A 12272-nucleotide genomic window follows, 5' to 3' on the forward strand; every position below is an offset into this window, starting at 1 on the left:
TGAGGAAAAGCGTCTGGTTTTGGGGGTTGATATTTTAATGTCTTTGATTTTGCCAATACATTTCTCCAAATGAGATGAGCAAGAGACTTGTATTGGTATCGGTATTTTCGTTAAGCTGGCAACCAAAGATGCAAAATTAGGTCTGATTGCTTATAAGCGTAGTTTGGCGATGGAGTCAAGAGTTAAGGATAAATAATCAATAGCCCATAGGTATTGACTGAGGGCTAAGATATTTAACTTCCCATAACTATTTGACCTATTTTCGACCTCGTACCCACTTGAATAAGATAAAAATGGCAAACAACGAAGAATCACGCGGTTTAAAGTCTCTATTTGATTGGTTTGCAAATAGACGTAAATCGGGAGCAACCCATCCCGAACGTCAAGAACGTGAGATTGCTGATGGACTTTGGCATAAATGCCCTAAGTGTGGTGTATTGACATATACAAAGGACTTGACAGCCAATCAAATGGTGTGTGTGGAGTGTGGACATCATAATCGTGTGGATAGTGATGAACGCATTCAGCAGTTGATAGATCAGAATACTTGGCGGCCAATGGATGAAAATCTGCGGCCTACCGATCCCTTGCAGTTTCGCGATCGCAAAGCCTATAGCGATCGCCTACGGGAAATGGAAACCAAACTGGGGTTACTAGACGCAGTTAAAACTGGTTTAGGACAAATCAATGGTTTACCGATTGCCCTAGCTGTCATGGATTTTCGCTTCATGGGCGGTAGTATGGGTTCTGTTGTGGGTGAAAAAATTACCCGCCTCATTGAACAAGCCACCCAACGACGTTACCCAGTAGTCATTGTCTGCACTTCTGGGGGAGCAAGAATGCAAGAAGGTATGCTCTCTCTGATGCAAATGGCAAAAATCTCCGCCGCCCTAGAACGTCATCGCGACTCCAGATTACTCTACATCCCCGTGTTAACCAACCCCACCACAGGCGGCGTTACCGCCAGTTTTGCCATGTTGGGAGACATAATCTTAGCAGAACCAAAAGCCACCATCGGTTTTGCTGGGCGGCGCGTTATTGAGCAAACCTTAAGAGAAAAACTACCAGAAGATTTCCAAACTGCTGAAGACTTGCTCAAGCATGGCTTCGTTGATGATATCGTACCCCGTACCCAGTTAAAGGCTACCCTAGCCAAACTCATTGCTTTACACCAACCCATCCCCACCGCCCCCCCTATGGTGCTGTGGGAGACGATGAGTCTTAGTTCCACAGCTGTTGAGTGAGAGGATGAGGGAGATGGGGGAGATGAGGGAGATGAGGGAGATGAGGGATATAGGGGAGATGAGGGAGATGAGGGAGAATTTTTAAATCCCCAATCCCCAGTACCCAATCCCCAGTACCCAATCCCCAATACCCAATCCCTAACTTCCCTCTTTGACAAAGACTAACGGAATCAAAGCCACTAGGCGCAACATCCCAGACAGCGCAAACAGTCCCAATAAACCGCCGTGTTGAGCAAATTGGGCGATGAAGCTACCGATAGTTGTGCCTAAAGCACCACTAAAGCCAGCCACAGCCGAAGCGATCGCAAAATAAAGTGACTGGTTTTTTATTGGGGCAATTTCTAACTGCATATTGTTGTTACATAAGTCAATAGCTGCCCAACTACCACCAGTTAAAATATGTAACAGTGGCAACCATAACCACAAGCCAAAGTTATTAATATTTATCCCTAGCCATAAAAATGGTGTGACTGCTACCAAAACACCAATAAAGATTAAAATCAAACGATTGCCAATCTTATCTGCTAACTTGCCCCAAAACATCATCATCAGCAAATTAGCTCCCGCCTGCAAACTGGCATAAAGCGTTACCCAACTCACATCTAAATGCAGCGTATCCAGCATATAGAGGTTAAAAAAAGGGGCGCTGAGATTTACTGCTAGCATCCACAAGGCAGAATAAAACAGAAACATCAAAAAGTTAGAGTTTTTCCAAATGCTGCTGGTAACATCTGCCTCTGGAAATATGGTTTTGGGTAAGGATTCAACTGTATTGCTAGGTTCGGCTTGCTGGCGAGGATACTGAACAATGGCATTTTGTGCTTGCGGATTAATATCTACTTTAAAATACTGACACCCTAAGCTTAGAATCCCAAAGACGATACTCACCAACAGCACTACACCATAACCTTGGAGAGTACCCCCGTACCAATGGGAAATCAATAAACCCCCTAAAGGTACACACACCAAATTAGTCAGACTAGCCGCACTATTACGTATGCCAAAATATCGGCCTCGTAATCGTCGGGGAACAATCATTGCCAGCCAACTTAACCAAGATGCACTTCCCAATCCCCCTAACAGGTGGGTAAATAAGACAATTAACAAAGTCAAGATTTCTAATTCTTGGGAATTTACCCATCCCCAACTAAAACCCCCAACCCCAATTAATAAAATCAGCCACAGTAGCCGAGCAGTACCAAACGTCCACAGAGAATAGTAAAAGCGGCTGGTATTGCGTTCAGACAAGTAAGCACCCAAAGGCTGAACCAGATTTACCAGCATCGGGATTGAAGACATCATCCCAAACACTACCGGACTAGCATCTAACTCTACTAAGAAATTACTCAGCAAAATGCCACCAGTCGCCAGAGAGAAAATTGCGGCGAACACTGCATCTACAGTTGAGGCTTTTAAACTGGTGCGAATCGCATTCTTAGGAAATCGGGTGCTAGATTTGGAAGTAGGAGCGACTGTAATTTGGGGTTGAGGAATCTGGGGAAGTTCCAGAATTAGAGGAGAAGTTGTTTCAACCGGAACCGAATCCATAGACAGTATTTATTAGGTAACGCACCCTGGTATGAGTTAATTGCTTGAGTGACTCAGTTTACACTCAAAAGCTTTGGTGATAATTCTTCGATATTTTACCTTGCAGTTCGCAACAAAACTTCAGAAGAATTAAATATCAGTCCGTAGTTACAGAAGTTGTTATGAGAAGAAACTGGTTGCGCTTTTTGGGAATAGCGATCGCGATCGCTGTTATTATAATTAGTCTGCATAGTCTACAAATCCAAAGTTCTCAACCAACCTCAGTCACAGTGAAACTCAGTGGCTGGGGAGGTTCACCAGTAGAGCAAAAATTATTAAAACAAGTTCTGCAAGACTTTGAAGCCCAACATCCCCACATCAAAGTCAAATATGAGGTAATTTCTGACCAATATATGGATGTAATGAAAACTCGCTTGATTGGTGAAGCTGCGCCAGATGTGTTTTATCTGGATGCGCTGGAGGCTCCTTTCTTGATGAGTCAGAATGTCCTAGAACCCCTAGAGAATTACATCACCCCAGAATTTGACTTAGCCGACTTTGAACCTAACTTATTAAACACCTTTAAGTATCAAAATCATATCTACGGTTTGCCTAAAGATTACTCCACCTTGGCATTGTTCTATAACAAAAAAGCCTTCGCGGCGGTTGGGTTGGACACTCCGCCCACTACATGGAATGAACTACGCAGCTATTCAAAACAGTTAACAGGAAAACTCAACAGATATGGCTTTGGCGAGATGCCAGAATTAGCACGTCAGATGTATAAAATCAGAGCCTTTGGTGGACAAGTCGTTGACTCTAATGGTTATGCTACGTTTGCAAGTCAGCAAGCTGTGCAGGGATTACAGTTAGTTATCGACCAATATCGTCAAGATCGTTCCTCAGCCCAAAAATCTGATGTGGGAACAAACTCAGGTAGTGAAATGTTTGGACAGGGTAAGGTAGCAATGGTTATTGAAGGTAATTGGACAATTCCCTATCTGCAAGAAACCTTTCCTAAACTGGAGTTTGCTACAGCAGAAGTACCAAGTATTAATAATCAGCAAGGCACAATGGTTTTTACCGTTGCCTACGTGATGAGCCAGCAGTCCAAACATAAACCCGAAGCTTGGGAATTGATTTCTTATCTCACAGGTAAAGCCGGAATGCAGAAATGGACTGGTACAGGATTTGCTTTACCAACACGCAAATCAGTAGCCCAGCAGTTAGGATATGACCAGGATGTGTTGCGATCGCCTTTAGTGGCTGGTGTTAATTATGCTACACCTTTACAAGTTGGTAAGTATCCATCTGCCATTGTCAATAATTTTGATAACCAGTTTATCAGTGCTTTATTAGGGCAGCAGCCATTACAGCAGGCAATGTTACGGGCGCAGAATGAAGCTAATCAGCAGATTAAAGCTATGCAGTAGACTTGTCAGGCAGTCACTCTCACAGCCAAGCATGAGGACTTCCGCGTTACGTTAACTATTGATACTTGTATAAATTCCAGCAAATTCGCCAGATTCTAGTATAAAAATGATTATGATAACCATTTTTATCTGTGGTAAACACGGAATTTTTACCTGATATTAAACATTATTTAGAGAATTATTAACTTTGGATCTGATAGATTTTTGCAGGAATGTACAGGTATTCAGGTATTGAGAATGGTGCTGTCAGCACAAAGGCATCCAATAGAACGCTCAAAATTTGAGTTAACCTCCATTAGAGGGTTAGGTGCAAAGCCTACAACCCCTATTCAGCAGAAGTTTCAGGCTTTGTGGACTGCATTAATTCTACTGAGCATCTTTTTTTGTGTGGAACTCAGCGCAGGTATTTGGAGCCATAGCTTATCTCTTTTAGCCGATGCTGAACACATTCTTTCAGATGTAGCAGCGTTAGGTCTAGCACTGATAGCAGCTTGGTTATCTCAATCCATATCCCAGAAAACCATCCTGGGGCGCTATCGATTGGAAGTCCTGGCAGCCTTGATTAATGGCATCAGTCTAGCTGCTGTTGCTGGCTGGATTATTAAAGAAGCTTTGGTGCGCTTGCAATCTCCTACCAATGAGATACTTGGTGCGCCAATGTTAGCAACTGCCCTGATTGGTCTAGCTGTTAACGCTTTTAATGCCAAGTGTTTACATAAATGTAGTCATCATGACCTCAATATGAGAGGTGCTTTGCTGCATTTGTTAGCAGATGTAGCCAGTTCAGTAGGAGCAGTCTTAGCAGCGATCGCAGTTATCTGGCTAAATTGGACTTGGGCTGATGGTGTCATCAGTTTAATTGTGGCAGTGCTGATAGCTACATTTGCGGCTTATTTAGTGATTCAAAGTGTACAGTGTTTGCGCGGTCAGATTACGGATGTGACTTGCATTTGTGATCTGAAAGCTGAAGATTGTAGCGAGCGCCAGCAAGCAGAAAAGCTATTATTTCCGACTTTAGAGGAGCTTGTGCAATGATTTCATTACTAAAACGCCATCGGCGTTTATTAGCTGGTTTCGTCTCCGGTTTGGTAGTGGCAATTGTATTTTCCTTCGTCACACCAGATCAACAACCAACTATAGCCTCGATCCAAATTCCTACTCAGGTTGCTATTAAACCTGTAATCGTTGGTCATCCAGACTCTTACTATAGTCACCAAGAACCCAACTTCTACCAATAAATCATCAAAATACCAATTATCTTAGGGCATTGGGCATGGGATTTTTCTCCCCCTGCCTCCCCACTCCCTACTCCCCACTCCCACAAATTGGTATTGCACTCATTCAATTAAATCCAAGGCATACTGCAATGATTTCATATTTGGAAAAGTTCAGGCGAGTGCTAGCATTTGCCATGACTGGCCTTTTTTGTGCCATTTTGTTGGTATTGGGCAATCCTGGCATTGAATCTGCCCTCGCTGCTGGTAATGGCATTAACGTCATCATCATGATTGGTGATGGTATGGGTTGGGAAATGGCACGAGCCGCAGCTTTGGCTAAAGGCGCACCTTTTTACACCAGTGGTAAAGGTTCTGGACTAAGCTTTCAAAAACTTACTGGTTATGGACTGGTGACAACTTACGGCACAACTGTACAAGGCAGTACACCAGCTAATCCAACTAATCAGACACACTCCACAGGTAACTCTGCGTTAGATGGGTCTAATTCTTTCACCGGTTTGAGTAATGTTCGTCCTGGTTTTGCGTTCCAACCTACTCCTTTTAACCCAGGCGATCGCGCTGATGGCAATAGCCAAAAACCCGGTAACTTAGTAGGTTATGACCCCACTCAAGGTGGGCCTGCTCCTTGGATTCCTCTATCTCCTGCTAATCCTGGTAGCTACAACAAAGAGTACATCAAATACAGCTATCCCGACTCTGCTAACACCGCTACAACGTTGTATACAGGTGTCAAGAGCTACAACAACGCTATGGGGGTAGATGTATACGAGAAGAAATTGAAAACCGTCCTGGAAATTGCTAAAGAACAAGGCAAAGCTACAGGATTAGTCACATCCGTACCTATTAGCCACGCTACACCATCTGCGGCTTCTTCTTATGTTAATCGTCGTAGCAAATACGACAGTGTTTATGACCCGAATAAAACTAACCAAGACAGCATCCTACAGCAGACATTGCTAGAATTTCAGCCCAATGTGTTGTTAGGTGGTGGTCATCCTCTAGATATGCAAAATAGAGACAGCACAGGCCCAGCCTATAACTATACCTTCATCACTCAGGACACCTACGAACACTTAAAAGATAACCCCAATCCAGCATCCAACCGTTACGGTTACACTTTCTTAGAACGCGGCCCAAATGCTACTCAAACCTTATTAAACACAGCCGCTAACATTGACCCCAATCAGGGCGGTAAACTTTTTGGTCTATATGGCGCGCGGGGACAAAATGGTAACTTACCTACCAGTTCCTCTAAGGGGGACTACAGCACGACAGGTTTAGACAACTTCTCTGTCTATAGCACCGTAATTAGAAGCGGAACACCAGCTACCTGCCCATCCGGTAAGATCATTCCCGGTTCTATCAGTGAGTGTGTTCCCGTTCTGGATGCTAACGGCAACCCAGTGACTGGCCCTAACCCCGATACAGTCCGTCCTCTATCTCCTGGTGAAACTGAGGCTAGTTTTGTTGCCAGAGAAGTCAACGAAAACCCCACCTTGGTTGATTTAACCAAGGCTGCTCTCAATGTTTTAGGTAAAGACAAAGACGGCTTCTGGCTCATGGTGGAAGGTGGCGATATCGATTGGGCAGCCCATGACGACAACATGGATAACCTCATAGGTACAATGAATGACTTCGACAAGGCAGTTGAAGAAGTCATCAGTTGGATTAACAAAAATGGTGGCTGGAGCAAGAACTTACTCTTAGTGACTGCTGACCATGACCACTATCTCACCCTCAATAATGACTTCGTATCGAAGTTGAGTCCCAATGCTAATCCCAACTTGGCTAGAGGGTTAAAATACAACGCCAAAGAGATTACCTACAACAAACACAACCCTCAAGATGCTGGTCACTTCTGGGGTTCTGATCCTACTCAAAAGTACCTCTGGGGAAGCCACACTAACCGTCCTGTACCCGTTTATTTCCAAGGTGCTTACTCTTCCGTCCTGACTCGATACTTGGGTCAGAAAGTCCAGTTTACAGATAGCTCCGGGACTTATACCGCGCCAGGGATTCGCGGTTTGCTTGATCAAAGCCACATCTTCCAAGCCATGAAAGCTGCTCTCACAACCCCAGCATCGTAATTAAAACTCACTCGCAACTCAGCACTGATTCTTTTACTAAGAGAAACAATGATTGACTCCATCTTCAAAAAGCTAGCAATTGCCACAGCCGGAACTACCCTCATGTTCACCTTGGGGGAAGTTATGCCTGCCCAAGCAGCCAACATCTCTTATAACTTCTCGAATGCTGATCAAACTCTCACTGGCTATTTTTCCTTTGATCAAACTGCTGCTGCTGATCAATTAGTAGAGGTTGCCGAAGGTTTAAAGATTGTTGCTAATTACAACGGTCAAATATTTACCGAAGCCGATGATCCACTAGCAACAGTTTGGACTGACTTTTTAGGGCAAATTCCTACTGGACAAGGATTGGGCTTGCAATATGTAGTCCCAGATCAGTTTTTTGTATTTGGTGATACCTATCTGAATGCTGATGCAACTGAAAGTCAATCTGTAAATTACAGTCGTGTTCCCGAACCAGGCTCAATGCTGGGGTTATCGATTGTGGGATTGGGTTTATTTTTGGGTAGGAAGAAACAATAAACTAGGATTTGTGGTTTGTAGTAAGCACTTTAGGGCTGAGAATAATCAGGACTAAAGTCCTTACTACAAACTTTAATTTTTTGCTAATAACTAATGACTACCTTGGCAACATTCTTGAGGATATTCATCGGGGTTTGATGTTTGAGTAGTTCCATTTCTGATTCGTTTTTTACTAGCATTGCACCAGCGAATCCTAATGAGTTAACAGAGATAGATTGGAAATGTTCTTGCGATCGCGGTACGATTAACATCCATTCTCTGGTTGCTAGTAAGTTATAAGCACCCGCTTGTCTGTCACCATCAATTGCACCTAAACCTACAGCCCGCAGTAAGTGGTAATAAATTTCTAAAGTAGCCTTAGCGCCTGTAAATGGAGAATCTGCCCACGTAGGATCTAACTTAGCAAAAGCGTGTATAAATGGTAGTCCGGGTATAGTAGCGATCGCATCCTGAAATTTGGCTGAGGCTAAAAGCGGTTCGATGGGTATTTGTGTTCCTGAAGGTGTCAGGGGTAGGGGTACAAGTTGCAAATGTTTGTGTCGTTGACTTGCGCCTGCATTTTTACCAGCGTTGTAGAATACTAAACCATCAATCCCTGCTAAACACGCCCACATAGCGGCAAAATCTTCTAGGGTGAGTAAGCTTTCTTGCTCTTCAAAAGCACGGGTGATAATTAATAAGTGATAGTCAACAACATTGAATTTATTCAATATACATACATGAGTCTCTGAGATATCTGCTACAAATAAGTCTTGCTCGTAAGGGAGGAAGGGATTAAACTCCTTACCGGTAGCTGTGGTTTGTTTGTCTTGTTGTTTTTTCGCTGTATCTTTACGGACAAGGTTAGATAAAATTCGCACCAAAAATTTAACACCATCCTGTTCGACAAATTCAAACTTCGTCGGTATAGATAGCAGCGCACCACATTCTAAAGCATGGTTAGTCTGTTGTTTAACACTGTCCCATAATGTGCTAGGTTGCAGTAATATATTTTCTTCAGGCATGGTCAAGGATGTTTGCAGTATCGCCACTCACCAGATTTTAAGGTTAAACGTTGCAAACTTTGACAATTCTTCGACGGGAGCAGGCGATCGCTTGATTTAATGGGTGTAAAATCCCATCCATAAGGAAATGGGACGCTTGACCAAATCACTATTTTTCATGTAACACTAATTAGGTTTTTAACTCATAAAAATACTTTTATGAAACAAATAACACCAAAAAATTGGATACTACTGAATCAAAAACTGACCCCTTATTTATTTTTACTCCCGGCTTTAACTCTCCTAGGTTTAACAGTATTTTGGCCTGCACTACAAGCATTTTACCTCAGCTTCACCAGCTATGAAGACATCAGCCAAGCACCGCAATGGATCGGAATGAAAAACTTCCTGCGTTTGTGGCAAGATCAGGTTTTTTGGAAAACTTTAGAAAACACTTTTATTTATCTTGTCGGTGTAGTACCAATTTTAGTAATGGTTCCTTTAGGGTTAGCAATTTTAGTTAATCAAAAATTGCGAGGAATTACTTGGTTTCGAGCCGCATACTATACCCCGGTAGTGATTTCTATGGTAGTTGCGGGGATAGCTTGGAAGTGGCTGTATGCAGAAAACGGTTTATTGAATCAATTGCTAAAAATGCTAGGTCTTTTTCCTGAAGGTATTCCCTGGCTCACCAGTTCCGCTAAAATTTTTGGCATTGTGCCAATTTCTCTAGCCAGTGTGATGGCTGTCACCATTTGGAAAGGACTAGGTTATTATATGGTGATTTATTTAGCTGGTTTGCAATCAATTCCGGCTGATGTGTATGAAGCTGCCGCTATTGATGGTTCAGATGGGATTCGCAAACATTGGGATATTACAGTACCTTTAATGCAGCCTTACTTAGCTTTAGTAGCAGTAATTTCGGCTATTTCTGCAACTAAAGTATTTGAAGAAGTTTATATTATGACTCAAGGAGGGCCGCTTAATAGCTCCAAAACTATTGTTTATTATCTCTATGAGCAAGCATTTAGTAACTTGGAAATTACCTATGCTTGCAGCATTGGTTTAGTTTTATTTTTGATAATTTTAGGACTATCAGTTTTACGTTTGGTAATTAGCCAACCAGGGGGAGATAGTCTTGTTTAATTGCTGATACCAATTTAGCAGTAATTCACTTGAGTCTGTTCCTTCGTTTTCCATTCTTTATTATGCCAAACTTCGAGAACCAAATAGAAACCTTCCATGCCATAAATCGTCAAGTATGGCGGGAATGGTTGGAAAATAACCATCAAAATTCTGTTGGTGTATGGCTAATTTATTACAAAGTTAACAGTGGTAAACCTAGCATTAAATATAGCGAAGCAGTTCAAGAAGCCTTATGTTTCGGTTGGATTGACAGTAAAGTTAAATCTTTAGATTCAGACCGTTATATGCAAATATTTACGCCGCGCAAGCCGAAAAGCGTGTGGTCTAAATTGAATAAGCAGTATATTGCAGAACTCATCGGGCAAGGTTTGATGAGTGAGGCTGGTTTGGCAAAAATTACAGCAGCCAAAAAAGATGGTTCATGGAATAGTTTAGATGGGATAGAAGCCTTAATTATCCCAGATGACTTACAACAAGCATTGGCAGCCAACGAAGCTGCTAATAAATATTTTGCAGTATTCAGCAATTCGACTAAAAAGAATATCCTCTTTTGGATTGAAAGTGCTAAACGTCCAGAAACAAGGAACAAGCGGATTGAACAAACTATAAATTCAGCAGCACAAAATAAAAGTCCCAGGTGATAAATATCGGCAGCAAGTATTTGAAGATTAGATAGAAATCCTAAATTAAACAGGGAATTGAAGTAGATGCGGTTGGGGTGAAAGATATGATTATTCCTGGTGAAATTAAGACAATTTTAGTTAATTCAGATTAATCGGAATTCTTAAAAAATGAAAATTACCTGCAAGCCCCAATCTGGAGTTTGACGTACAATCTCAATTTGTTTAATGAATTCCCGAAAGTAAAATCTGCGTTCTGCTTCCGATAAATCTAACCAAAATTGGGGAATAGAAACCGCTTGCGCGACAGAAAGCAAATTCACAGGGGGGAGGGTAGCTAATTTGGCTTGGAGTGCGGAGATTTCTGTGCGGAGTTTATAAGCTCTTAACTGTGCTGTTTCTGGATCTAAAACTCCAGTTTCCACTAAAGCGGGTAACTGTTGGAGTATTTCTTGCTGACGAGCGATCGCATCCCCTAAACTATTTTTTACTGCATCCAATTGGGGAGAATTCAACCCGGCGACAGCTGGGGGTAAATCACGGCAAACCTTAGTAATTGTGCATTCCAAAATTTCCTGGTAGGAAATAGCCCGACATTTAGGACTTTGAGAACAACTAATGGGACGTAAATACAAATACTCTTTATCTTGATGGCGTTGAGTCACACGGGTAATTGTCATGTGTGACTGACATTGATCACAGATCACCAACCCAGCCAAAGAACGCGGCGCACTAGCAGCGCGAGATGGTAAGCGACTATTACGGCGTAAAAGCCTATCAACTTGAGCCGCTTCTTCTCTAGAAATAATTGGAATATGGGTGTCAGAGATAATTTCCCCATGCTGATAAGCCGTATCACCCCGATAAACAGGATTTGTTAACCACCGCCTACCAGTAGTGACAGAGATTTTTTTACCGTACTTCTTCGCCAGATAACGCACCGCACCCCGCAGAGAACCGTAGAGTAAAAATTGATCAAAAAAATCCTTGACTACTGGTGAAGTAGTGCGATCTATAGTGTACTTTCCCTTACCTCTACGATAGCCATAGGGAGGTTTACCTGGTGGTGGTGCAGCATCTAGACGATTACGGGCGTGTCCTTGACGGATGCGTCGGCTACGTTGTTGATATTGGATTTGATGTAATAACTTCAGCAAGTCTCGGCCAAGATGAGGAGTTTCAGAGTTGTAGCCTTGCTCAGTAGCGATTACAGCTATACCCAAACCTGTCAGTTGATTAAGGCGATCGCTTACCTGTTCTAGATTATCCCCCAATTCTTCCAAACGACGTACCAACAGACAATCTACAGATTCAGTTTGACAGTCCGTCAATAATTCATATAATCCTGAACGCTTACCCAAATCCTCATATACCCGTTCTACCTCCCGTCCCCAATCAATCGACACAGGAGAAGTTTCTAACAAAGGATTAGTGTAAACGTAGGCAATAATTTTCATTAGTCATTAGTTCTT

11 protein-coding genes are annotated in these 12272 nt (G+C 42.5%); 8 read left to right on the top strand and 3 right to left on the bottom strand.

Going from position 1 to position 12272, the window contains the following annotated elements; all coding sequences use genetic code 11:
• The first annotated feature begins 293 nt into the window (after positions 1-293).
• Complete coding sequence (gene accD, locus NOS7524_RS03125; protein ID WP_015137015.1) at positions 294-1244, top strand: acetyl-CoA carboxylase, carboxyltransferase subunit beta; 951 nt, start codon at positions 294-296, stop codon at positions 1242-1244.
• A 138-nt stretch (positions 1245-1382) separates the two neighbouring features.
• On the opposite strand, the gene NOS7524_RS03130 is transcribed toward accD, so the two are convergent.
• The gene (locus NOS7524_RS03130; RefSeq protein WP_015137016.1) at positions 1383-2792 is read right to left on the bottom strand and encodes an MFS transporter; all 1410 of its coding nucleotides are present in this window, start codon (positions 2790-2792) and stop codon (positions 1383-1385) included.
• Positions 2793-2953: 161 nt separating this feature from the next.
• Between NOS7524_RS03130 and NOS7524_RS03135 the strand changes: the two genes are divergently transcribed.
• The 5 genes from NOS7524_RS03135 (at position 2954) to NOS7524_RS03155 (ending at position 8051) form a co-directional block, all read left to right on the top strand.
• Entirely contained in the window at positions 2954-4204 is a 1251-nt protein-coding gene (locus tag NOS7524_RS03135) for an ABC transporter substrate-binding protein (protein ID WP_015137017.1), read from the top strand.
• Positions 4205-4441: 237 nt separating this feature from the next.
• Positions 4442-5239, top strand: a complete 798-nt coding sequence (locus tag NOS7524_RS03140) for a cation diffusion facilitator family transporter (RefSeq protein ID WP_015137018.1) — start codon at positions 4442-4444, stop codon at positions 5237-5239.
• Positions 5236-5442, top strand: coding sequence for a hypothetical protein (locus NOS7524_RS03145; RefSeq protein ID WP_015137019.1), 207 nt, complete (start codon positions 5236-5238; stop codon positions 5440-5442). Before NOS7524_RS03140 ends, NOS7524_RS03145 begins: the two co-directional genes overlap by 4 nt.
• A 128-nt stretch (positions 5443-5570) precedes the next feature.
• Positions 5571-7529 (top strand): alkaline phosphatase, encoded by a 1959-nt coding sequence (locus NOS7524_RS03150; protein ID WP_051039221.1) that lies wholly within the window; start codon positions 5571-5573, stop codon positions 7527-7529.
• Between the two features lie 48 nt (positions 7530-7577).
• Positions 7578-8051 carry a PEP-CTERM sorting domain-containing protein gene (locus NOS7524_RS03155; protein ID WP_015137021.1) on the top strand — a complete coding sequence of 158 codons (474 nt, stop codon included), beginning with the start codon at positions 7578-7580 and terminating at the stop codon, positions 8049-8051.
• Between the two features lie 83 nt (positions 8052-8134).
• On the opposite strand, the gene NOS7524_RS03160 is transcribed toward NOS7524_RS03155, so the two are convergent.
• Complete coding sequence (locus NOS7524_RS03160; RefSeq protein WP_015137022.1) at positions 8135-9055, bottom strand: ATP adenylyltransferase family protein; 921 nt, start codon at positions 9053-9055, stop codon at positions 8135-8137.
• 198 nt (positions 9056-9253) lie between these two features.
• Here NOS7524_RS03160 and NOS7524_RS03165 point away from each other — a divergent pair, with 198 nt between their 5' ends.
• Together NOS7524_RS03165 and NOS7524_RS03170 are read left to right on the top strand one after the other, a co-directional pair.
• Positions 9254-10180 carry a carbohydrate ABC transporter permease gene (locus NOS7524_RS03165; RefSeq protein ID WP_015137023.1) on the top strand — a complete coding sequence of 309 codons (927 nt, stop codon included), beginning with the start codon at positions 9254-9256 and terminating at the stop codon, positions 10178-10180.
• A 62-nt stretch (positions 10181-10242) separates the two neighbouring features.
• Positions 10243-10821, top strand: a complete 579-nt coding sequence (locus tag NOS7524_RS03170; protein ID WP_015137024.1) for a YdeI/OmpD-associated family protein — start codon at positions 10243-10245, stop codon at positions 10819-10821.
• Between the two features lie 143 nt (positions 10822-10964).
• Here NOS7524_RS03170 and NOS7524_RS03175 read toward each other — a convergent pair whose 3' ends face one another.
• A complete protein-coding gene (locus NOS7524_RS03175) occupies positions 10965-12257 on the bottom strand; it encodes a recombinase family protein (RefSeq protein ID WP_015137025.1) in 1293 nt (430 codons plus the stop codon).
• Between the last annotated feature and the right edge of the window lie 15 nt (positions 12258-12272).

This window comes from Nostoc sp. PCC 7524 (assembly GCF_000316645.1).
Classification (GTDB): Bacteria; Cyanobacteriota; Cyanobacteriia; order Cyanobacteriales; family Nostocaceae; genus Trichormus.

Coding starts and splice junctions, on each gene's coding strand:
- NOS7524_RS03160 (WP_015137022.1), bottom strand. CDS start 9,055: ATGCCTGAAGAAAATATATTACTGCAACCTAGCACATTATGGGACAGT.
- NOS7524_RS03140 (WP_015137018.1), top strand. CDS start 4,442: ATGGTGCTGTCAGCACAAAGGCATCCAATAGAACGCTCAAAATTTGAG.
- NOS7524_RS03155 (WP_015137021.1), top strand. CDS start 7,578: ATGATTGACTCCATCTTCAAAAAGCTAGCAATTGCCACAGCCGGAACT.
- NOS7524_RS03130 (WP_015137016.1), bottom strand. CDS start 2,792: ATGGATTCGGTTCCGGTTGAAACAACTTCTCCTCTAATTCTGGAACTT.
- NOS7524_RS03135 (WP_015137017.1), top strand. CDS start 2,954: ATGAGAAGAAACTGGTTGCGCTTTTTGGGAATAGCGATCGCGATCGCT.
- NOS7524_RS03150 (WP_051039221.1), top strand. CDS start 5,571: ATGATTTCATATTTGGAAAAGTTCAGGCGAGTGCTAGCATTTGCCATG.
- accD (WP_015137015.1), top strand. CDS start 294: ATGGCAAACAACGAAGAATCACGCGGTTTAAAGTCTCTATTTGATTGG.
- NOS7524_RS03170 (WP_015137024.1), top strand. CDS start 10,243: ATGCCAAACTTCGAGAACCAAATAGAAACCTTCCATGCCATAAATCGT.
- NOS7524_RS03165 (WP_015137023.1), top strand. CDS start 9,254: ATGAAACAAATAACACCAAAAAATTGGATACTACTGAATCAAAAACTG.
- NOS7524_RS03175 (WP_015137025.1), bottom strand. CDS start 12,257: ATGAAAATTATTGCCTACGTTTACACTAATCCTTTGTTAGAAACTTCT.
- NOS7524_RS03145 (WP_015137019.1), top strand. CDS start 5,236: ATGATTTCATTACTAAAACGCCATCGGCGTTTATTAGCTGGTTTCGTC.